The sequence below is a fragment of the Lelliottia amnigena genome (assembly GCF_019047465.1).
Taxonomy (GTDB): domain Bacteria; phylum Pseudomonadota; class Gammaproteobacteria; order Enterobacterales; family Enterobacteriaceae; genus Enterobacter; species Enterobacter amnigenus.
In genome coordinates this window covers 349,148-371,272 of record NZ_CP077236.1, presented here as the reverse complement: position 1 = coordinate 371,272, position 22,125 = coordinate 349,148, and the positions used below count along the sequence as shown (strand labels likewise).

General features: G+C 56.2%; 20 protein-coding genes. 15 read left to right on the top strand and 5 right to left on the bottom strand.

The window, feature by feature from the left end; genetic code table 11:
* Positions 1 to 9 precede the first annotated feature (9 nt).
* From nuoJ to nuoN, 5 genes are all read left to right on the top strand, one after another.
* The gene (gene nuoJ / locus I6L74_RS01740) at positions 10 to 564 is read left to right on the top strand and encodes an NADH-quinone oxidoreductase subunit J (RefSeq protein ID WP_015959822.1); all 555 of its coding nucleotides are present in this window, start codon (positions 10 to 12) and stop codon (positions 562 to 564) included.
* On the top strand, positions 561 to 863 hold the full coding sequence (nuoK, locus tag I6L74_RS01735; protein WP_015959821.1) for an NADH-quinone oxidoreductase subunit NuoK: 303 nt from the start codon (positions 561 to 563) through the stop codon (positions 861 to 863). Before nuoJ ends, nuoK begins: the two co-directional genes overlap by 4 nt.
* Positions 860 to 2,701 (top strand): NADH-quinone oxidoreductase subunit L, encoded by a 1,842-nt coding sequence (gene nuoL / locus I6L74_RS01730; protein WP_059179316.1) that lies wholly within the window; start codon positions 860 to 862, stop codon positions 2,699 to 2,701. The genes nuoK and nuoL overlap by 4 nt, the downstream gene beginning before the upstream one ends.
* A gap of 152 nt (positions 2,702 to 2,853) precedes the next feature.
* Entirely contained in the window at positions 2,854 to 4,383 is a 1,530-nt protein-coding gene (gene nuoM, locus I6L74_RS01725) for an NADH-quinone oxidoreductase subunit M (RefSeq protein ID WP_015959819.1), read from the top strand.
* A gap of 6 nt (positions 4,384 to 4,389) precedes the next feature.
* A complete protein-coding gene (gene nuoN / locus I6L74_RS01720) occupies positions 4,390 to 5,847 on the top strand; it encodes an NADH-quinone oxidoreductase subunit NuoN (protein ID WP_059179315.1) in 1,458 nt (485 codons plus the stop codon).
* 104 nt (positions 5,848 to 5,951) lie between these two features.
* On the opposite strand, the gene I6L74_RS01715 is transcribed toward nuoN, so the two are convergent.
* Both I6L74_RS01715 and rnz read right to left on the bottom strand, forming a co-directional pair.
* Entirely contained in the window at positions 5,952 to 6,947 is a 996-nt protein-coding gene (locus tag I6L74_RS01715) for a chemotaxis protein (protein WP_059179314.1), read from the bottom strand.
* 64 nt (positions 6,948 to 7,011) lie between these two features.
* Positions 7,012 to 7,929, bottom strand: a complete 918-nt coding sequence (gene rnz / locus I6L74_RS01710; protein ID WP_059179313.1) for a ribonuclease Z — start codon at positions 7,927 to 7,929, stop codon at positions 7,012 to 7,014.
* A gap of 71 nt (positions 7,930 to 8,000) precedes the next feature.
* Between rnz and I6L74_RS01705 the strand changes: the two genes are divergently transcribed.
* The 10 genes from I6L74_RS01705 (at position 8,001) to I6L74_RS01660 (ending at position 18,025) form a co-directional block, all read left to right on the top strand.
* Entirely contained in the window at positions 8,001 to 8,465 is a 465-nt protein-coding gene (locus I6L74_RS01705; protein WP_059179312.1) for a GNAT family N-acetyltransferase, read from the top strand.
* A 50-nt stretch (positions 8,466 to 8,515) separates the two neighbouring features.
* A complete protein-coding gene (gene elaB / locus I6L74_RS01700) occupies positions 8,516 to 8,821 on the top strand; it encodes a stress response protein ElaB (protein WP_015959814.1) in 306 nt (101 codons plus the stop codon).
* A gap of 98 nt (positions 8,822 to 8,919) precedes the next feature.
* Positions 8,920 to 10,215 carry an isochorismate synthase MenF gene (gene menF, locus I6L74_RS01695; RefSeq protein WP_059179311.1) on the top strand — a complete coding sequence of 432 codons (1,296 nt, stop codon included), beginning with the start codon at positions 8,920 to 8,922 and terminating at the stop codon, positions 10,213 to 10,215.
* 88 nt (positions 10,216 to 10,303) lie between these two features.
* Entirely contained in the window at positions 10,304 to 11,974 is a 1,671-nt protein-coding gene (menD, locus tag I6L74_RS01690) for a 2-succinyl-5-enolpyruvyl-6-hydroxy-3-cyclohexene-1-carboxylic-acid synthase (protein WP_059179310.1), read from the top strand.
* The gene (gene menH, locus I6L74_RS01685) at positions 11,971 to 12,747 is read left to right on the top strand and encodes a 2-succinyl-6-hydroxy-2,4-cyclohexadiene-1-carboxylate synthase (protein WP_059179309.1); all 777 of its coding nucleotides are present in this window, start codon (positions 11,971 to 11,973) and stop codon (positions 12,745 to 12,747) included. The genes menD and menH overlap by 4 nt, the downstream gene beginning before the upstream one ends.
* Complete coding sequence (menB, locus tag I6L74_RS01680; protein ID WP_059179308.1) at positions 12,744 to 13,601, top strand: 1,4-dihydroxy-2-naphthoyl-CoA synthase; 858 nt, start codon at positions 12,744 to 12,746, stop codon at positions 13,599 to 13,601. Before menH ends, menB begins: the two co-directional genes overlap by 4 nt.
* Complete coding sequence (gene menC / locus I6L74_RS01675; protein WP_059179307.1) at positions 13,601 to 14,566, top strand: o-succinylbenzoate synthase; 966 nt, start codon at positions 13,601 to 13,603, stop codon at positions 14,564 to 14,566. Before menB ends, menC begins: the two co-directional genes overlap by 1 nt.
* Positions 14,563 to 15,924, top strand: a complete 1,362-nt coding sequence (gene menE / locus I6L74_RS01670) for an o-succinylbenzoate--CoA ligase (RefSeq protein WP_059179306.1) — start codon at positions 14,563 to 14,565, stop codon at positions 15,922 to 15,924. Before menC ends, menE begins: the two co-directional genes overlap by 4 nt.
* Before the next feature lie 171 nt (positions 15,925 to 16,095).
* Positions 16,096 to 16,638 (top strand): YfaZ family outer membrane protein, encoded by a 543-nt coding sequence (locus tag I6L74_RS01665; RefSeq protein WP_059179305.1) that lies wholly within the window; start codon positions 16,096 to 16,098, stop codon positions 16,636 to 16,638.
* Between the two features lie 187 nt (positions 16,639 to 16,825).
* Complete coding sequence (locus I6L74_RS01660) at positions 16,826 to 18,025, top strand: nicotinamide mononucleotide deamidase-related protein YfaY (RefSeq protein ID WP_059179304.1); 1,200 nt, start codon at positions 16,826 to 16,828, stop codon at positions 18,023 to 18,025.
* 31 nt (positions 18,026 to 18,056) lie between these two features.
* On the opposite strand, the gene glpC is transcribed toward I6L74_RS01660, so the two are convergent.
* The 3 genes from glpC to glpA are packed head-to-tail and all read right to left on the bottom strand — an operon-like array spanning position 18,057 to position 22,121.
* Entirely contained in the window at positions 18,057 to 19,247 is a 1,191-nt protein-coding gene (glpC, locus tag I6L74_RS01655) for an anaerobic glycerol-3-phosphate dehydrogenase subunit GlpC (RefSeq protein WP_059179303.1), read from the bottom strand.
* Positions 19,244 to 20,503 carry a glycerol-3-phosphate dehydrogenase subunit GlpB gene (glpB, locus tag I6L74_RS01650; protein ID WP_059179302.1) on the bottom strand — a complete coding sequence of 420 codons (1,260 nt, stop codon included), beginning with the start codon at positions 20,501 to 20,503 and terminating at the stop codon, positions 19,244 to 19,246. Before glpB ends, glpC begins: the two co-directional genes overlap by 4 nt.
* Positions 20,493 to 22,121, bottom strand: coding sequence for an anaerobic glycerol-3-phosphate dehydrogenase subunit A (glpA, locus tag I6L74_RS01645; protein WP_059179301.1), 1,629 nt, complete (start codon positions 22,119 to 22,121; stop codon positions 20,493 to 20,495). Before glpA ends, glpB begins: the two co-directional genes overlap by 11 nt.
* Positions 22,122 to 22,125: the final 4 nt, after the last annotated feature.

Below are 22,125 nucleotides of genomic sequence, written 5' to 3'. Positions count from 1 at the left end.
AGAAGGGCAATGGAATTCGCTTTTTATATCTGTGGCCTCATCGCCATCCTGGCCACGCTGCGAGTGATCACGCACACCAACCCGGTGCATGCGCTGCTGTATCTGATCATCTCGCTGCTGGCTATTTCCGGCGTGTTTTTCGCACTTGGCGCGCATTTCGCGGGTGCACTGGAAATCATCGTCTACGCGGGCGCCATTATGGTTCTCTTCGTGTTCGTCGTGATGATGTTGAACCTGGGCGGTGCTGAAATCGAACAGGAACGTCAGTGGCTGAAGCCGCAAGTGTGGATTGGTCCGGCTATTTTGTCGGCCATCATGCTGGTAGTTATCGTTTACGCCATTCTGGGTGTTAACGACCAGGGCATTGACGGTACGCCAATTAGCGCTAAAGAAGTGGGTATTGCGCTGTTCGGCCCGTACGTTCTGGCGGTTGAACTGGCTTCGATGCTGCTGCTGGCGGGTCTGGTTGTGGCATTCCACGTTGGCCGCGAAGAGCGTGCTGGCGAAGTGCTGAGCAACCGCACTGACGATCGCGCGAAAAGAAAAACGGAGGAGCGCGCATGATTCCTTTAACACATGGACTGATCCTCGCCGCGATTTTATTCGTTCTCGGGCTGACGGGTCTGGTTATCCGCCGTAATCTGCTGTTTATGCTGATCGGTCTGGAAATCATGATTAATGCTTCCGCGCTGGCCTTTGTGGTCGCGGGTAGCTATTGGGGTCAGCCTGATGGGCAGGTTATGTACATTCTCGCCATCAGCCTTGCGGCTGCAGAAGCGAGTATTGGCCTGGCGCTGTTGCTGCAGCTCCATCGTCGCCGCCAGAACCTGAACATCGATTCAGTAAGTGAGTTGCGTGGATGAACATGCTTGCCTTAACCATTATTTTTCCTTTGATTGGCTTCTTGCTGCTGGCATTCTCCCGCGGCCGCTGGTCGGAAAATCTGTCCGCAACGGTGGGCATTGGCTCAATCGGCCTTGCTGCGCTGGTCACAGCGTATGCGGGAATTGACTTCTTTAACAACGGCAAGCAGGCCTTCAGCGTACCGCTGTGGACCTGGATGTCGGTCGGTGATTTCAACATCGGTTTCAACCTCGTACTGGATGGTCTGTCATTGACCATGCTGTCGGTGGTGACCGGTGTCGGCTTCCTGATCCACATGTTCGCCTCCTGGTATATGCGCGGTGAAGAGGGATATTCTCGCTTCTTCGCATACACCAACTTGTTTATCGCGAGCATGGTGATTCTGGTACTGGGCGATAATCTGCTGCTGATGTATCTCGGCTGGGAAGGCGTGGGGCTGTGTTCCTACCTGCTGATCGGTTTCTATTACACCGATCCGAAGAATGGCGCAGCGGCCATGAAAGCGTTCGTCGTGACCCGCGTGGGTGACGTGTTCCTCGCTTTCGCGCTGTTCATCCTTTACAACGAACTGGGCACGCTGAACTTCCGCGAAATGGTGGAACTGGCTCCGGCTCACTTCGAAGCAGGCAACAACATGCTGACGTGGGCGACCCTGATGCTTCTGGGTGGTGCTGTGGGTAAATCCGCGCAGCTGCCGTTGCAGACCTGGCTTGCCGACGCGATGGCCGGTCCAACGCCTGTTTCCGCGCTGATCCACGCTGCAACCATGGTAACCGCGGGTGTTTACCTGATTGCCCGTACACACGGCCTGTTCCTGATGACGCCAGAAATTCTGCATCTGGTCGGTATCGTGGGTGCGGTAACGCTGGTTATGGCGGGCTTTGCCGCGCTGGTTCAGACCGACATCAAACGCGTTCTTGCCTACTCCACCATGAGCCAGATCGGGTATATGTTCCTGGCGCTGGGTGTGCAGGCGTGGGATGCGGCGATTTTCCATCTGATGACGCATGCGTTCTTTAAAGCGCTGCTGTTCCTCTCCTCTGGTTCGGTGATTCTGGCCTGCCACCACGAGCAGAATATCTTCAAGATGGGCGGTCTGCGCAAATCCATTCCACTGGTTTACGTCTGCTTCCTGGTGGGTGGCGCGGCGCTGTCAGCGCTGCCAATCATCACCGCGGGCTTCTTCAGTAAGGACGAAATCCTTGCAGGAGCTATGGCGAATGGTCATATCAATCTGATGGTGGCAGGTCTGGTCGGTGCGTTTATGACCTCCCTGTACACCTTCCGTATGATTTTCATCGTCTTCCACGGCAAAGAACAAATTCACGCGCATGCAGGGAAGGGGATTACCCATCATCTGCCGCTGATTGTGCTGCTGGTGCTGTCTACTTTCGTCGGCGCAATGATTGTTCCGCCATTACAGGGCGTGCTGCCAGATACCACCGAGCTTGAGCACGGCCGCGTTCTGACGCTTGAAATCACCTCGGGTGCGGTCGCTATCGCGGGCATCCTGATTGCTGCATGGCTGTGGCTGGGCAAACGCACTCTGGTGACGTCAATCGCCAACAGTGCGCCAGGGCGTCTGCTGAGTACCCTGTGGTACAACGCATGGGGCTTCGACTGGCTGTACGACAAGATTTTCGTCAAGCCATTCCTGGGTATTGCGTGGCTGCTCAAACGTGACCCGATGAACTCTATGATGAACATCCCGGCGATTCTTTCCCGCTTTGCAGGTAAAGGCCTGCTGTTGAGCGAGAACGGGTATCTGCGCTGGTATGTCGCATCAATGAGCATCGGCGCGGTTGTGGTGCTGGCTCTGCTGATGGTGTTGCGTTGAGTTTGATGGTTGTGTGAATAGGCCCGGTGAAATCCCGGGCCTGTGAACTAAGAATACATTTAGATTACTTTCCTGAAGTACAGGCTTTTCGACGTTGAGTATGACGAACGAAACAGCCTGGGCAGGAGTAAAAATAAGGGACATACTTAGCTATGTTATTGCCTTGGTTGATATTAATTCCCTTCATTGGTGGATTCCTGTGCTGGCAGACTGAACGCTTTGGCGTGAAGATGCCGCGCTGGATTGCGCTGATCACCATGGGATTGACGTTTCTGCTTGGCCTGCAACTTTGGTTGCAGGGCGGCTATTCTTTGACCCAGTCTGCGGGCCTTCCGCAGTGGCAATCTGAATTTATCCTGCCGTGGATCCCACGTTTTGGCATCACAATCCATTTGGCAATCGACGGTCTGTCGCTGCTGATGGTGGTGCTGACGGGTCTGCTCGGTGTTCTGGCGGTACTGTGCTCCTGGCGAGAAATCGAAAAATACCAGGGCTTTTTCCACCTGAACCTGATGTGGATTTTGGGCGGCGTCATCGGCGTGTTCCTGGCCATCGACATGTTCCTGTTCTTCTTCTTCTGGGAAATGATGCTGGTGCCGATGTACTTCCTGATCGCGCTGTGGGGCCACAAGGCATCCGACGGTAAAACGCGTATCACGGCGGCAACCAAGTTCTTCATCTACACCCAGGCGAGTGGTCTGGTGATGTTGATTGCGATCCTGGGACTGGTCTTTGTGCATCACAATGCGACCGGCGTCTGGACCTTCAACTATGAAGAGTTGCTGAAAACGCCAATGTCGCACGGTGTTGAATATCTGCTGATGCTCGGTTTCTTCATCGCGTTTGCGGTGAAAATGCCGGTTGTTCCGCTGCACGGTTGGCTGCCAGATGCACACTCCCAGGCACCAACGGCGGGTTCTGTTGACCTGGCGGGGATTTTGCTGAAAACCGCGGCCTACGGTCTGCTGCGTTTCGCACTGCCGCTGTTCCCGAACGCTTCTGCTGAGTTCGCCCCGATCGCGATGTGGCTGGGTGTTATCGGTATCTTCTACGGCGCATGGATGGCTTTCACGCAGTACGACATCAAACGTCTTATCGCGTACACCTCCGTTTCCCACATGGGCTTCGTACTGATTGCGATCTACACCGGCAGCCAGCTTGCGTACCAGGGGGCGGTTATCCAAATGATCGCGCACGGTTTGTCTGCGGCAGGTCTGTTCATTCTGTGCGGTCAGCTGTACGAACGTCTGCATACCCGCGACATGCGCATGATGGGCGGTCTGTGGAGCAAAATTAAATGGTTGCCAGCGCTGTCCATGTTCTTCGCGGTTGCGACGCTGGGTATGCCGGGCACCGGTAACTTTGTCGGCGAATTCATGATTCTGTTCGGCAGCTTCAAAGTGGTTCCGGTTATTACTGTTGTCTCCACTTTCGGCCTGGTCTTCGCGTCCGTGTACTCGCTGGCGATGCTGCACCGCGCTTACTTCGGTAAAGCGAAGAGTGAAATCGCGGCGCAAGAGCTGCCGGGGATGTCGCTGCGCGAGCTGTCCATCGTTCTGTTACTGGTCGTACTGCTGGTGCTGCTGGGCTTATATCCGCAGCCAATTCTGGATACTTCGCATTCCGCGATGGGTAACATCCAGCAGTGGTTTGTTAATTCTGCTTCTACTACAAGGCCGTAAATCGCCATGACAATAACTCCACAACAACTGATCGCGCTGCTACCGCTGCTGATCGTCGGATTGACGGTGGTGGTTGTGATGCTCTCCATTGCGTGGCGACGCAATCACTTCCTGAATGCCACGCTGTCGGTTCTGGGTCTGAACGCTGCGTTAGTTTCCCTCTGGTTTGTCGGCCAGGTGGGCGCTATGGATATCACCCCGCTGATGCGTGTTGACGGCTTTGCCATGCTGTACACCGGGCTGGTGCTTCTGGCGAGCCTGGCAACCTGTACTTTTGCGTACCCGTGGCTCGAAGGCTATTACGACAACAAAGAAGAGTTTTATCTGCTGGTCCTGATCGCCTCACTGGGTGGGATTCTGCTGGCAAACGCCAACCATCTGGCGGCGCTGTTCCTCGGTATTGAGCTGATCTCTCTGCCGCTGTTTGGCCTGATTGGCTATGCGTACCGTCAAAAGCGCTCTCTGGAAGCGAGTATCAAGTATACGATTCTGTCTGCTGCGGCCTCGTCCTTCCTGCTGTTTGGTATTGCGCTGCTGTACGCACAGTCCGGTAATCTTTCTTTCGTCGCACTGGGCAAGAGTCTTGGCGACAACATGCTGCATGAACCGCTGCTGCTGGCGGGTCTGGGCATGATGATCGTGGGTCTTGGCTTCAAGCTTTCTCTGGTTCCGTTCCACCTGTGGACGCCAGACGTATACCAGGGCGCACCGGCTCCGGTTTCCACCTTCCTGGCGACGGCGAGCAAAATCGCTATCTTCAGCGTGGTGATGCGTCTGTTCCTGTACGCTCCAGTGGGTGACAGTGAAGCCGTACGTGTGGTGCTGGGCGTGATTGCTTTCGCTTCCATCATCTTCGGTAACCTGATGGCGCTGAGCCAGACTAATATCAAGCGTCTGCTCGGCTACTCCTCTATCTCCCATCTGGGCTACCTGATGGTGGCATTGATTGCGTTGCAGAACGGTTCAATGTCAATGGAAACGGTTGGTGTTTATCTGGCAGGTTACCTGTTCAGCAGCCTCGGCGCGTTCGGTGTGGTCAGCCTGATGTCCAGCCCTTACCGTGGCCCGGATGCTGATTCACTGTTCTCCTACCGTGGTCTGTTCTGGCACCGTCCGATTCTGTCTGCGGTTATGACCGTCATGATGCTGTCTCTGGCCGGTATTCCGATGACGCTGGGCTTTATCGGTAAATTCTACGTGCTGGCAGTCGGTGTACAGGCTGGTCTGTGGTGGCTGACCGCTGCGGTAGTTATCGGTTCCGCAATTGGTTTGTACTACTACCTGCGTGTAGCGGTCAGCTTGTATCTGAGCGCGCCGCAACAGCTTAACCGCGATGCGCCAACCAACTGGCAGTACAGTGCGGGCGGTATTGTGGTGCTGATTTCTGCACTGCTGGTGCTGATCTTCGGTATCTATCCGCAACCGCTGATCACGCTCGTGCAGCACGCGATGCCGTTGATGTAAGCAATGCATGAAACAAAAAAACCCGCTTCGGCGGGTTTTTTTATGGTTTGCCCCTTTGCTCTGTAGGAGAGGGGCGCGGTTTGGGCATCAGCCCGTACCGCAACTCAGCCGCGACGGCTAATCAGCGGACCGTCAATTTTCTTCGCGGAACGATCCAGCACTTCTTCAATCACTGCGGACAGTTCGTTCAGTTCGAACTTAGCCACATAGCCATCTGCTTTTACCTTACGAATATGATCTTCGTTGGCGTTTCCAGAAAGGGAAGAGTGGATCACCACCGGGATGTGTTTGAGAATTTCATCGGTTTTGATTTTGCGCGTCAGCGTGAAACCATCCATCTCCGGCATCTCAAGGTCGGTTAAGACCAGTGAAATTTTATCGGTGATCGGGACGCCTTCTGCCTGCGCTTGCGCGGCCAGTACGCCAATTTTTTCCCACGCTTCTTTACCAGTGATGTGCATTTCGGCAGGAATGTTCATCGCTTCCAGCCCTTTTTCCAGCATAGAACGCGCGACTTTCGAATCTTCCGCAACAATTGCCACAGCGCCTGGCTTGATATTGAATTTGGTTGTATTCAGGTTAGTTGCATGCAGATCGTGATTGGATGGCGTGATGTCATACAGGATCTGCTCAACGTCGAGCACCATTGCCAGATCGTTCGTATCCGTATTTTCATCAAGACACGCGATGCTGGTGATGTAGCGGCCGCTGACGGCCGTTGCAGCATGAACTTGTTTCCAGTCGAGACGCATAATGTTCTCAACGGATTCCACAGCAAACGCCTGCACGCTGCGCGCGTATTCGGTAATGAGCAGAATATTCAGTCCGGTAGCCGGTTTACAACCCGCCACGGCCGCCAAATCGATAACTGGAATCACCTGATCGCGAATATTCACCATTCCCATCAGCGGCGATTTCATGCCCGCAGGTTTAGTGAATTCAGGCATAGGAACAATTTCGCGCAGTTTGAAAACGTTAATGCCAAACAGCTCAGACTTATTTTCATTCAACGACGTACCAAGACGGAACAGTAAAAGTTCGAATCGGTTTGACAGGGTGAGATTCGCCCTGTCATCAATATCTTTCTGGAAATTATCCATTCTACCCTCAAGTGAGATGCTTGCCTTTTAATCGTTATCGGCACGCAGAGGGAAAAGTGAAGGGCTAAACGTAAACCTGCATGAAATCTTGCGCCAGTTCGCATTCCGGGAACACCTCCTGGCACTCTTTCAGCAATAATTCGCAACCCTGTGCGTCGTAGCGCGAACTGACATGCGTGACGAGCAGTTTACCCGCAGAGGCGTCTCGGGCAAGCTGAGCGGCCTGACGCGTGGAGCTGTGACCGCGACGGTTTGCCTTCTCCTCCATCGCCGCTTCGAGCGTCGCTTCATGGACGATCACATCAGCATGTCTGGCCAGCGCAAGCGCCGCAGGGCAGGGGGCCGTATCACCAAAAATCACCAGCGTTTTACCCGGCTGTGGCGCGGAAAGATAATCCTGACCGTTCACAATACGCCCGTCCTCCAGTGTCACCATGTCGCCGTGCTTCAGCCGCTGGAAAAGCGGACCAGGCTTTACGCCATCGGCGATCAGCGCTGCGGCATCCAGCGCCCCGGGTTTGTCGTGCTCTTCAATGCGATACCCGTAGCATTCCACTGGGTGATTTAGCGCGCCTGCGGTCACGGTATAATGCTCATCTTCAAACACCACGCCTTCGTTCACTTCAACGATCTCAAGCGGGTAATCAGTCCATGAACCGCTCAAACGCAACGCGGTTTCTGTAAACTCGCGAATCCCCGCAGGGCCGTAGAGGGTCAGCGGATTGACGTTTCCGGCCATTGAGCGGCTGCATAACAATCCAGGCAAACCAAACACGTGATCGCCATGCAAATGGGTGATAAAAATTTTATCGAGCTTACCGGGATGATAAGGCGTATGTAACAGCTGATGCTGTGTCCCTTCACCGCAATCAAAAAGCCACAGGCCAGCGCGCGTGGGATGCTGCAAATCCAGCAGTATTGCCGTCACGTTTCGCGAGCGGGTTGGCACGCCCGCAGACGTGCCGAGAAAAATCAGTTCCATAACGCCATCAGACTCTTTGCTAACGAGAAAGTGTTTAGTATAACGGGATGATACCCAATAAGGAGCCTGACATGATTCAGTGGCAAGATTTACATCACAGCGAGCTGACCGTCCCGGTCCTGTATGGCGTCCTCAAATTGCGCTGTGAAGTGTTTGTCGTCGAACAGACCTGTCCGTATCAGGATATTGACGGCGATGACCTGATCGGCGAGAACCGCCATATTCTCGGCTGGAAGGATAACGCGCTGGTGGCGTATGCGAGGATTCTGAAAAGTGACGAGGACGTTGAGCCGGTGGTGATTGGCCGCGTGATTATCAGCAGCAAAGCGCGCGGCGAAAAACTGGGTTATGCGTTGATGGAACAAACGCTCTCAGCATGCGAAAAACAGTGGCCTGACAAGGCGTTATACCTCGGTGCGCAGGCTCATCTCCAGCCTTTCTATGCCCACTTTGGATTTGCACCTGTCACGCAAGTTTACGACGAAGATGGCATTCCGCACGTCGGCATGGCGAGAGAAACGAAACAGGCGCAATGAGTTGTCGTTGTCTATAGTTACCGAACTAATGCACTCATATGGAGAAAACTATGTCATTTCAATCCTGGGATACCCGTATCGATGACGATCTGGCGCTGCTAAGCGAGACGCTGGAAGAAGTGCTGCGTTCTTCGGGCGATCCGGCCGATCAAAAATACATTGAGCTTAAAGCCCGTGCCGAACAGGCGCTGGAGGACGTGAAAAATCGCGTGAGTCATGCGTCCGATAATTATTATTATCGCGCCAAAAAAGCGGTTTATCGTGCGGATGACTATGTGCATGAAAAACCGTGGCAAGGCATTGGCGTAGGCGCCGCTGCGGGTCTGGTTCTGGGGCTGTTGCTCGCCCGCCGCTAATATTACGCACGAACGGTTGACCCCTCCCTATACGTGGGTACTGCTTTTTATTGCCAGTACCCCGTATAATATGAGGTTTTTATAGAGGGGAGAACCGCGTGCACTCGATTTCCATCGCGCTGGAACGTCTTGGCGACTTTCTGCAACAAGATATTCCAGCCACGCCCGGTCTGCGTCACTTCGACGTCTCCTTCCCCTTAAACGATGCGTTTGATCCTCTTGCCTGGCTAGGTGCGCAGATCGCCTATCCGCAGTTTTACTGGCAACAACGCAGCGGCGATGAAGAGATGGCTGCGCTTGGCGTAGCAGAATTCTTTTCAACGCTGTCGGCCGCTCGCCAGTTTTTAAGTGACGGCCACGCCTCCCCCGATACCCGCATTTGCGGTCTTAACGCCTTTACCTCCGGACAGAGCCATTTATTTTTGCCGCGCCTGCTATGGCGGCGTACGGGCGGGGCGGCGACTTTACGGCTCACTCTGTCGAGCGAGGTGTCTTTGCAAGACGATGCCCGGTGTGCCCTCGTTTTTTTGCAGCAACTCCAGGCTATCAGGCCGATAACCACGCTCTCATCGCACATCGTGCGCGAAACGCATCTGCCCGCACGGCCAGAATGGTTGAGTTTGGTTTCGCAGGCGACGGATGCCATTGCACGCGGTGAATTTGAAAAGGTGGTACTGGCGCGTGCAACCGATTTGCAGTTTGACCAACGCGTCACGGCCATTGCACTGATGGCGGCCAGCCGTCGTATCAATCATAACTGTTACCATTTCTGCATGATGTTTGATGCGCAGAACGCCTTTATGGGCTCATCCCCGGAGCGACTGTGGCGGCGACGTGGCAAACGTCTGCGCACCGAAGCGCTTGCCGGAACGGTTGCCAGCCATGCTGACGACGCGCAGAGTCATCGTTTGGGTGAATGGCTGCTAAACGACGACAAAAATCAGCGCGAAAATATGTTGGTTGTAGAAGATATTTGCCAGCGTTTACAGCATCATACTCAGGCGCTTGAGGTGCTTCCGGCACAAATTGTGCGTCTGCGAAAGGTGCAGCATTTGCGCCGGTGTATCTGGACGGAACTGAAAACCGCCGATGATGAACAATGCCTGCGTTTATTGCAGCCAACCGCTGCTGTCGCAGGATTACCCCGCGACCCCGCGCGCGCCTTTATTCAGCGCAAAGAACCCTTTGAGCGCGAGTGGTACGCCGGCTCTGCGGGTTATCTTTCACCGGAGCAAAGCGAATTCTGCGTCACTTTGCGCTGTGCGCGCGTGAGTGACACCGCGGTAAGACTCTATGCGGGAGCGGGGATTGTTAGCGGATCCGTTCCCGAAGAAGAGTGGCAGGAGATAGAAAATAAAGCCGCAGGGCTGAGAACATTGCTCCTTATGGATTAATACTGAGTCGCACATTCCCGATTCATATCAAAATTCAATCTGTCTCTATTATTTATACTGTGCCCTAATATTGATACCGGACAATTTCATGTCAGTAAGTTCTTTTAACCGACGCTGGGCGGCGGTCATTCTTGAAGCCCTGACTCGCCATGGCGTCAGGCATGTGTGTATTGCGCCGGGCTCACGCTCCACGCCGCTGACGCTTGCTGCAGCGGAAAACCGCGCATTTATTCATCACACCCATTTTGATGAGCGTGGCCTGGGTCATCTGGCTCTGGGGCTGGCGAAAGTCAGTAAAGCGCCCGTGGCGGTGATTGTCACGTCCGGTACGGCGGTCGCGAATCTCTATCCGGCGCTGATTGAAGCGGGATTAACGGGCGAAAAGCTGGTGCTGCTCACCGCTGACCGACCGCCTGAGCTGATCGACTGCGGCGCCAATCAGGCGATTCGTCAGCCCGGTATCTTTGCCTCGCATCCTGCCGAGGCGCTCTCGTTGCCACGTCCCACTCAGGATATTCCTGCCAGTTGGTTGGTTTCAACGCTTGACCATGCCATGGGCGCACTGCGTCACGGGGCGCTGCACATCAACTGCCCGTTCGCTGAACCGCTTTACGGCGAACTGAACGATACCGGCGTTGAATGGCAGCAAACCCTGGGCGACTGGTGGCAAAGCGACAAGCCGTGGCTGCGCGCGCAAACGCATCTGGAAAGCGCGCAGCAGCGCGACTGGTTCCACTGGCGGCAGAAGCGCGGCGTGATCCTCGCCGGGCGTATGAGCGCCGCTGAGGGCAAACAGGTCGCTGAATGGGCCAAAACGCTGGGCTGGCCGCTGATTGGCGATGTGCTTTCGCAAACCGGTCAGCCGCTGCCGTGTGCAGATTTATGGCTGGGCAACGCAAAAGCGGTCACCGAACTTGCACGGGCGCAAATTGTGATTCAGTTGGGCGCAAGCCTCACCGGAAAACGTGTGTTGCAATGGCAATCCACCTGCGAGCCGGAAGAGTACTGGCTGGTTGACTCGCTGGAAGGGCGACTCGATCCCGCGCATCACCGTGGACGCCGTCTGGTCAGTCCGATTAGCGACTGGCTGGAAAAGCATCCTGCCGAAAAACGTCAAGCCTGGGCGACGGATATCCCTGCGCTATCCCGCCAGGCGTGGGGCCTCACCACGCAGCACTGCGAGAATTTTGGCGAGGCGGAACTGGCGCATCGTATCCGCCAGTATCTGCCCGACCAGGGCCAGCTGTTTGTTGGAAACAGCCTGGTGGTACGCCTTATCGATGCGTTTTCACAGCTCCCAGCCGGATACCCGGTTTACAGCAACCGTGGTGCCAGCGGTATCGACGGGCTGATTTCCACCGCCGCCGGCGTTCAGCGCGCCAGTACCAAACCAACGCTTGCGATTGTGGGCGATTTATCAGCGTTATACGACCTCAATGCGCTGGCCTTGCTGCGCCAGGCGTCGGCACCGTTCGTGCTGATTGTGGTCAACAATAACGGCGGACAAATTTTCTCTCTGCTGCCAACGCCGCAAAGTGAGCGCGAGCGTTTCTACCTGATGCCGCAAAATGTGCAGTTCGAGCACGCGGCAGCGATGTTCAGCCTCAAATATCACCGTCCACAAAGCTGGTCCGAACTGGACGATGCCATGAGCACTGCCTGGCGACAGCCGGGTGCGACGCTCATCGAGCTGGTGGTGAATGAGTCTGACGGCGCGCAAACGCTGCAAACTCTGCTCGCGCAGGTGAGCCATCTATGATGTTGGCCGGTAAAACGCGCGCAGGAAAACCGGGCTTTCCCTGGCTGATTTTTCTGCACGGTTTTTCCGGTGACAGTCGGGAATGGCAGGATGTGGGCGCGCAGTTGCCCAATTATCCGCAACTGCATCTCGATCTGCCCGGACACGGTGACTCCGCAAACATTGCCGTGACGGGGTTTGGCGAGGTCAGCGATTTGCTCGCCAAAACGCTAGTTAGTTACAACATACTTAAATTTTGGCTGGTGGGGTATTCCCTCGGCGGCCGCATTGCGATGTACCACGCCTGCCAGCAGCCAGCGGGACTGATGGGGCTGATCGTTGAAGGCGGACACCCAGGGCTGCTTGATGAACCGACCCGCAAAGCGCGGGCGGAATCGGACGCCCAATGGGCGGAGCGCTTGCGGCGCGAACCCTTAGACAACGTCTTCAGGGACTGGTATCACCAACCGGTTTTTGCCTCATTAAATGACGCCGAGCGTCACGCGCTAGTGACGCTTCGCAGTCAAAATAACGGCTTGGCGCTCGGTGCCATGTTGCAGGCGACCTCGCTTGCACACCAGCCCGATCTGCGATCGGCTCTGCGCTCGCGCAACTATCCGTTCCATTATGTGTATGGCGAACGCGACGACAAGTTTGGCGCAATAGCGTCTGAACTGAATGCCCAACGCCATGTGATTCCCAATGCCGGACACAACGCCCATCGGGAAAACCCCGTTGCGGTGGCTGCATGTCTGGCACAGATACTGCGTCTTCGAATAAAGGACAACTCATGATCTATCCTGATGAACAAATGCTGTACGCACCGGTTGAATGGCAAGACTGCTCCGAAGGTTACACTGACATTCGTTATCATAAGTCCGCCGACGGTATCGCTAAAATCACCATTAATCGTCCCCAGGTGCGTAATGCATTTCGTCCGCTGACCGTTAAAGAGATGATTCAGGCGATGGCTGACGCGCGTTACGACGACAACATCGGCGTCATCGTGCTGACCGGCGAAGGTGATAAAGCTTTCTGCGCCGGCGGCGATCAGAAAGTTCGCGGCGACTACGGCGGATATCAGGATGATTCAGGTACTCATCACCTGAACGTGCTCGACTTTCAGCGCCAGATCCGCACCTGTCCAAAACCCGTTGTGGCGATGGTGGCCGGTTTCTCCATCGGTGGCGGTCACGTGTTGCACATGATGTGTGACCTTACTATCGCTGCTGAAAATGCGATTTTCGGCCAGACCGGACCTAAAGTCGGTTCTTTCGACGGCGGCTGGGGCGCATCGTACATGGCGCGTATCGTGGGTCAGAAAAAAGCGCGTGAAATCTGGTTCCTGTGCCGTCAGTACAATGCCCAGGAAGCGCTGGATATGGGCCTGGTCAACACCGTTGTGCCGATTGCCGATCTGGAAAAAGAGACCGTTCGCTGGTGTCGTGAAATGCTGCAAAACAGCCCAATGGCGCTGCGTTGCCTGAAAGCCGCGCTGAACGCCGACTGCGATGGTCAGGCGGGTCTGCAGGAGCTGGCCGGTAATGCGACCATGCTGTTCTACATGACCGAAGAGGGTCAGGAAGGCCGCAACGCGTTTAATGAAAAACGCCAGCCGGACTTCAGCAAATACAAGCGTAACCCGTAATGCGTAGCGCGCAGGTTTACCGCTGGCAGATCCCCATGGATGCGGGTGTGGTGCTGCGCGATCGGCGGCTCAAAACCCGTGACGGCTTGTTGGTCCATCTTCAGCAGAACAGCCGTCAGGGCTGGGGCGAGATTTCACCTCTGCCTGGATTCAGTCTCGAATCGCTGGCTGAGGCCGAAACGGCGCTGCTGGCGTGGGTCAACGCCTGGCGTGACGGGAAATCCCCCGCATTGCCAGACATTCCATCTGCCGCGTTCGGGATTAGCTGCGTGCTTGCTGAGCTTGACGGTACGCTGCCTGACGCGGCGGATTACCGCGCTGCGCCGCTTTGTTCAGGCGATCCCGATGAGCTGTTTGAATCGCTGGCCGCGATGCCGGGTGAAAAAGTCGCTAAAGTAAAAGTGGGTCTGTACGAAGCGGTACGCGATGGGATGGTGGTCAATTTGCTGCTGGAAGCCATTCCGGATCTGCGCCTGCGTCTGGACGCCAACCGCGCCTGGACGCCGCTCAAAGCGCAACAGTTCGCGAAATACGTCAATCCTGATTATCGCGATCGCATTGCCTTTCTCGAAGAGCCGTGCAAAACCCGTGATGATTCCCGTGCTTTTGCGCAGGAAACCGGGATCGCTATCGCGTGGGACGAAAGTTTGCGCGAAGCGGATTTTGAATTTGTCGCGGAACCGGGTGTGACGGCGGTGGTGATCAAACCGACGCTCACGGGCAGTTTGGACAAAGTGCGTGAACAGGTTGCCGCTGCGCATGCGCTGGGGTTGACGGTGGTGATCAGTTCGTCGATTGAATCCAGCCTCGGCCTGACGCAGCTTGCCCGCATCGCCGCGTGGCTGACGCCACAGACCATCCCCGGACTGGATACGCTTAATTTGATGCAATCGCAGCTGGTGCGTCGTTGGCCTGGCAATACGCTCCCGCATCTGGATATTGAGGCGCTGGAGCCGCTGCTATGAGTTTTACCGACTGGCCATGGAAGCACTGGTGCACGCTGCATCCGGATAAACCTGCGGTACGGCTAAACCAGGAAATCCTGAGCTGGCGTCAGCTTTGCCAGCGAGTGGATGCGCTGGCAAACGGATTTCATCGGCAGAACATTCAGGAAGGCGACGGGGTGATGCTGATGGCGCAAAATCACCCCAACACGCTTTTGGCATGGCTTGCGCTGCTGCAATGCGGCGCGCGCATTTTACCGGTTAATCCGCAGCTTCCGCGCCCGCTCCTCAATGTGCTGATCCCGCAAATGACGCTGCGTTTTGCGCTGGTGCTGGATGGCGAATTTGACGGGCTAGGGCCGCTCGCCATGCGGGAGGTTCCGGGCAGCCATTCGGTCATGTGGCAACCGCAGCGGCTGGCGTCGATGACGCTGACCTCTGGCTCAACCGGACTGCCAAAAGCGGCCATCCATTCCCCCGCCGCGCATCTCGCCAGCGCAGAAGGGGTGTTGTCGCTGATGCCGTATTGCGCCGATGACGACTGGCTGCTGTCGCTGCCGATGTTCCATGTCTCGGGGCAGGGGATTTTGTGGCGCTGGTTGTTTGCCGGTGCACGACTCACCGTGCGGGAAAAACAACTGCTCGAACAGATGCTGCAGGGCTGTACGCATGCCTCGCTGGTGCCGACGCAGCTTTGGCGTTTACTGAATCATTCTGAGCCTGTTGCCCTCAACGCTGTCCTGCTTGGCGGCGCGGCAATCCCCGTTGAACTCACGCAAAAGGCTAAAGGGCAAGGTATTCGCTGCTGGTGTGGCTACGGTCTCACCGAATTCGCGTCGACGGTCTGCGCGAAAGAGGCTGACGGGAAACCGGATGTAGGCAGCCCACTCCCGGGACGGGAAGTCAAAATTGTCGACGGTGAGATCTGGCTCAAGGCGCAGAGCATGGCCAGCGGCTACTGGCGTGATGACAACATCATCCCGCTGGTCAATGAGCAGGGTTGGTTTGCCACCCGCGATCGCGGTGAACTTATCGAGGGCTGTCTGACGATTCTTGGGCGCATGGATAACCTGTTTTTTAGCGGGGGGGAAGGGATACAGCCGGAAGAACTCGAACGTGTCATCGGGGCGCATCCCCTGATCCATCAGGTGTTTGTGATTCCGCTGGACGACGCTGAGTTTGGTCAACGGCCTGTCGCCGTGGTTGAGTGTGAAACCGGCACCGATATCACCGTTTTTCCAGAGTGGGTGCGCGACAAGCTGGCTCGCTTCCAGCAGCCGCTACACTGGCTGGTGTTGCCCGCAGAGCTGAAAAGCGGGGGCATTAAAATTTCCCGCCGCGCGTTACAGCAGTGGGTTAATACTTTTCTGAAAGGCTGAACCTGCGGCAGGCGCGTCCTTCGACGCCTGTTTACTTAAGATAAACGGTCAAGTTTCAAATCGTTACAATCTAAAACTCCTGCGCACGCATAGCACTTGATCCCTGACAGACTCGCGTTAGAATCACGCGGTTTGGGACATTTAACGATAAATTTGTGTGGGATCACGACAATGAAAAAAGTGGCACTCTTGGGTCTTAGCGGCCTGTTTTTTGTTTCTGCGGCGGCAAACGCCATTTCTGTGAGCGGCCAGGCGGGTAAAGATTACACCAACCTCGGTTTTGGTCTGGGGACGGAGACGTCTGGTCTGGCAATGACCGGTAACTGGACGCACAACGATGACGACGGCGACGCGGCAAGCCTCGGTTTGGGTCTGAATATTCCTCTGGGGCCTTTCCTGGCAACCGTTGGCGGCAAAGGTATCTATACCAACCCGAACAACGGTGATGAAGGTTACGCAGCGGCAGTGGGTGGCGGTTTGCAGTGGAAGATTGGCGACAGCTTCGGCCTTTTCGGCGAGTACTACTATTCTCCGGATTCCCTCTCCAGCGGTATCGACAGCTATGAAGAAGCCAACGCTGGCGCGCGCTGGACAATCATGCGTCCCATCACTGTCGAAGCAGGTTATCGCTATCTGAATCTGGCGGGTAAAGACGGCAATCGTGACAACGCACTGGCTGATGGCCCGTACGTTGGCGTTAGCGCCGGTTTCTGATTTTCTGGCGCGGTATTCTGCCGCGCCTGTTCCTCTCTTCTGCCCCTCCTGGATTGCGCGAATACCCGTTATATCTCACGTTGGCGATGAGCCTCGAACCTCATCCTTTCAGCGAAACGGTGCGCGTTATCCTGCAATTCGAATGATTTAGGGTATAGTGTTTTGACCATAGAAGTGGGAGAACACAATGCTAAACGTGGAAATGTTATCCACCGGCGACGAAGTGCTGCATGGACAGATCACCGATACCAATGCGGCCTGGCTCGCCAATTTTTTCTTTGAGCAGGGATTACCGTTAACACGCCGCAATACCGTCGGCGATCGCCTGGATGATCTCGTCAGCATTTTGCGCGAGCGGAGTGAACATGCGGATGTGTTGATCGTCAACGGTGGCCTGGGGCCTACCAGTGACGATCTCAGTGCGCTGGCTGCCGCAACGGCAAAAGGTGAAGGGCTGGTGCTTCATGAAGCGTGGCTCACGCATATGGAACGTTTTTTCAACGATCGTGGCAGAGTCATGGCGCCGAGCAACCGCAAGCAGGCCGAAATTCCCGCCAGTGCGGAGCTTATCGACAACCCGGTCGGCACGGCCTGTGGTTTTGCCGTTAAGCTCAACCGCTGCCTGATGTTCTTTACGCCCGGCGTTCCGTCTGAATTTAAAGTTATGGTTGAGCAGGAGATTCTGCCGCGTCTGCGCGAGCGCTTTACGCTGCCTGAGCCGCCGCTGTGCCTGCGATTGACGACGTTTGGTCGCTCAGAAAGCGATTTGGCGCAAAGCCTCGATCATCTCAAATTGCCCGAAGGCGTGTCGATGGGCTATCGCTCCTCAATGCCGATCATTGAGCTCAAGCTCACCGGGCCGGCAACACAAAAAGCGGCAATGCTGGCGGCATGGCCTGAAGTGCAGCGCGTGGCGGGAGAAAATCTGATTTTCGAAGGGACCGAAGGGTTACCCGCGCAAATCACCCGCTGTCTGAATGAACGTCAACTGAGCCTGACGCTCAGCGAGCAGTTTACCGGCGGTTTGCTGGCCTTACAGTTATCACGCGAAAACGCCTCCTTGCTGGCGAGCGAAGTGGTGCCCTCGCAGGAAGAGACGCTGGCGCAAACCGCACATTGGGCGGCGGATCGTCGGGTGAAACATTTTGCTGGGCTGGCGCTGGCAGTGAGCGGGCTGGAAGATGAACATCTCAACTTTGCGCTGGCGACACCGCAGGGAACCCACGCGCTAAGGGTCAAAATGAGCGTCACCCGTTACAGCCTGCAGGTGCGTCAGGAAGTGTGCGCGATGATGGCGCTGAATATGCTGCGTCGCTGGCTGAATGGCAAAGAGGTTGCCAGCGAACACGGCTGGATTAACGTGGTGGATACGCTGTTTATTGAGTAAAAATATCGGGGCCTGAAAGCCCCGATAATGATCATCCCAGCGCTTTTGCCAGTAGCGAGATGGGATGTTCACAGCGTTTACTGGTGGACATCTCAATTTGCCATTTGCAGGTTTCGCAGTCGGTCACCACGATGTCTGCGCCGCTCTCTTCAATCTGGCGGAACAGGGGCGCACCAATCGCCTGTGACGTCGGGTAGTTTTCGCTTTTAAAGCCGTACGTTCCCGCAATCCCGCAGCAGCGCGAATCCAGAACCGTCAGTTCCAGACCTGGGATCAGCCTCAGCAATTCCAGCGTGTAGATCGACCAACCCATTTTTTCCATATGACACGGCGTGTGATACACCACTTTCAGCGGCAGCGGTTTTAAGGGCAGCGTCTGACCGTTATCCAGTTTGCGCCAGAGAAAACGCGTCGCCAGCTCAATATGTTCACGCAGGCCGCTGTTGTCCACATCCAGCACGTGCGGGTATTCATCGCGTAGCGTAAAGGTACAGGTGGACGAGGTGGCGAGGACCGGAATGCCTTTCCCGACAATGGCTTCTCGAAGCGACGACACGTTGCTTTGCGCCTGTTTGCGTGCTTTGTGGGTAAAGCCGTTGGCAATGAGTGGCACTCCGCAGCACTTCTCTTTATTTAGCAACTGCACGCCGGTGCCCATCGCGTTTAACACCGTGATCAGATCTTTGCCCAACTGCGGATGGTTATAGTTGACGTAACACCCATGGAAAAAGGCAGCCTGATCGGCGTAGGTTGCCTGCTTCTCGGCGACCGATTTGTACCAGCGACGGAAGGTGCCGTGTGAATATTTTGGCAGGCTGCGGTGGTGATCGATTTTCAGCGCCACGTCGAGGAGCTGACGTACCGGCTTCAGCGATGTCGCGGCATTCACCAGCGGTGCAAACGGGGTTGAAACAGTGCCCATCAGATCCGTGTGGCTCAAAATTATATCGCGCAGTTTTGGCTTCTGTTTGCTGTATTGCGCCCGCGCGCGCTGAATGATGTCGCCGATTTTGACATCGGAAGGGCACGCGACCTCGCAACGTTTGCAGTTGATACAGTATTTGAGCGCCTCATCGTACAAAGCGCCGTCTTTCAATCGCAGCCGCTCGCCATCCGGTCCCGCCTGTTTCGGCCCAGGATAGTGCGGATTCACGCTGCTGACCGGGCAAACCGTGGTACACACGGTGCATTTAATGCAGCTTTCAAAACGGGTGTCGTTCATTGCTCGCCTCCTGCGCGCTGACAAATTTGTTCTGCGGCATACAGGGCGGTAATGGCGCAAACGCCGCCACCGCAGCCCAGCGCGATGGGATCAAAACCGCCCAGCACGGAACCGATAGCGTAAAGATTATCGACGGGAGAGCCGGAAAGCTGCGGTCGTAGGGTATTGTCAGCGATCACGCCGAATTGTTGCCACGGCTGCGGGGCAAAGAAATCGCTTTGATACCAGTCGGCACGGGAGGTGTTTTGCCGCACATCCAGGCCCAACACGGCTTCGCGTATCCCTTCGCGGGTACTGATAAGCCCGTTGCTGAAAAAACTGCCGCTTGCCAGCACCACGAACCGAGGGCGCAGCGGGATATCACCATGATTTCGTGTCCAAAGGGCGCTGACGACGCCGTTGTCGAGCGTCACTTTTTTGACTTCATCGCCCGCCATCCAGACGCCGCCCTGGGCAATAAACTGGCGCTGGAGTTGATTATTCAGGCGTATGCCCGGCACTGAAGGCGGAAGCGTCGGCAATAAATGGAGCGCGCACGGTAGGCGGTCTGACAGCCAACGCCAAAGGCGATTATCCGCTAAGCCAAAACAGGCCGGCATGTACAACGCATCGCATCCCTGGCTGAGCGGCTGCAGGGCGTTGAACAGCAGCGGCCATTTGTCATCGTTATCAAGAAAACGGGCGATATTGACCGCGCGAAACTCGCTGGCGTTATCGCGCAGTACGTCCAGTTCCGGCAACTCTATTTCTGCGGTATCGGCGCTGATGCCCTGATTGCGCAGCGATGCGGCGGCAAGATGCGCCTGAAAATCCAGAAAACCGCTAATCCCGACCACGCGTACCCGCTGCGATTGAATCGGGGCGACGGGAACCTCTTCGGGGCTGAGCCATGCGGGACGGAGCATGCCGAGCGGGGTGACGCGCTGATGATTTCGACGCGCATGTCCACGGAGTCGCGCCCCGCAGGTGGCGAGCAGCGTTTCAGTCTCATCGGCAAGACGCGCGATATTGTCCGTGCCCACCAGCCGGTAGGGATGTTCTGCGGGCAATGCGTCGGGGTTTTGCAACGCGGTTAACGGTGTGTCTACCACGGAGCCATCAGGAAGCGCGCCCAGCAAATCTAACGATCCGGACGAAAAATGCAGAGCGCTTTGGCCACGACTGACGATCGCACATCGCAGACCGCGCTGGGTAAGCTTAAGTCCGCACAGAATTCCTGCCAGACCGCCGCCGATAATCACCGTATCAAACTTCATCGTGCTGCTCCTTTTCCAGGCCGCATAATCCCTGGTATACCCAGCGGGTGAATTCGCTTTCGCGCAGCGCATCGCCCCAGGCAATGGGCTGCACGCCTTTCCAGCGTTCGTTAAGAAACTCGCTTAACTGTGCGAGCGACTGTGCTGATGTGGTGACGTTGAAGCGCTGCAAAAGTCCGGCGGCGCGACATGCGCACAGTTCACCCTGACAGGTTCCCATGCCGACTCGGGTGCGGCGACGTAAATCGAGCAGATTATTGACCGTCAGATTTTCAACCGCGTATTGCACTTCGCCCGCCGTCACGGCTTCGCATTCGCACACCAGGCTGCGGCTGAGACGACTCTGACCGAGCCAGGCGGGCGTGCGATCGCCATGGCGGTAGAGGGCCGAACCGCGCAGTGGCGCGGGGAGCGAGATAATTTTGTGCAGCGTTTTTTCGGTAGATTCCTGCGAGCCTGGTAGAGGGCGTTGCGCTGTGGAGCAGGGCTGCGTATTGCCCAGCTTTTGACATACAGCGTCTGTTGCCCACTCGGCCATCAAGCGATAAGTCATCAGTTTGCCGCCGGTGATGGTAATAAAACCTTCCATACCGTCGCGTTTGGCGTGGTCCATCAGGACAATCCCGCGGCTGACGTTGCGCCCGGTAGGGTCATCGTCGCTGGCTACGAGCGGACGCACCCCTGCATACGCGCGAAGAATGCGCGTTTGCGCCATGACAGGGGCCAGTTTTTCTCCTTCGCGCAACAGGATATCCACCTCTTCGGCGGTGACGCGATTGCAGTCGATATCGTTATAGTCGATGTGCGTGGACGTGGTGCCAATGAGCGAAATGGTATCGCCGGGCACCAGAATGTCCGCGTCTGACGGCTTGCGGCAACGGTTGATGACGTGATTGTTGATGCGATGGTCGAGGATCAGCAGCGAGCCTTTCGCCGGGAACATGCGGATCGAGAGGTCGGCGTATTCAGCGATGCACTGGCCCCAGATCCCGGCAGCGTTGACCACCACGTTGGCATACAGCTCACTGTGTTCGCCATAAAGCGTGTCATAGACGCGCACGCCCCGGACGGTATCGCCGTCGCGGATAAGGCCAGTGACCTCGTGAGCCGTCAGAACGATCGCGCCATGCTCGCGCGCGTCAAGCATGTTGGCGGCGGTCAGACGGAAGGGATCGACGGTTCCATCGGGGACTTTCACTGCGCCAATGAGTGCAGGATTCACCGAGGGTTCAAGGCGTCTGGCGAGCGCCGGATCGAGCGTTTCGGTGCGAACACCCGCTTCGGTGCAGGCACGGACAAAGGTCTGCTGAAACGCGAGATCGTCTTCGGGCAGGGTAATAAACAGGCCGTCGGTAGGCTCAATGCAGTGGCGGGCGATGCGTTTGAGAATTTGGTTTTCTGCGATGCACTCGCGGGCGGACTCGTTGTCGGTCACCGCGTAGCGCGCGCCGCTGTGTAGTAAGCCATGGTTTCGCCCGGTCGCACCGGTGGCGATATCGTGACGCTCCAGCAGCGTAACCTTTAGCCCGCGCAGGGCACAGTCTCGTGCGATACCAGCCCCTGTTGCGCCGCCGCCGATGATAATCACATCGCTATAACGAGGATCGCGGAGTGTCATTATC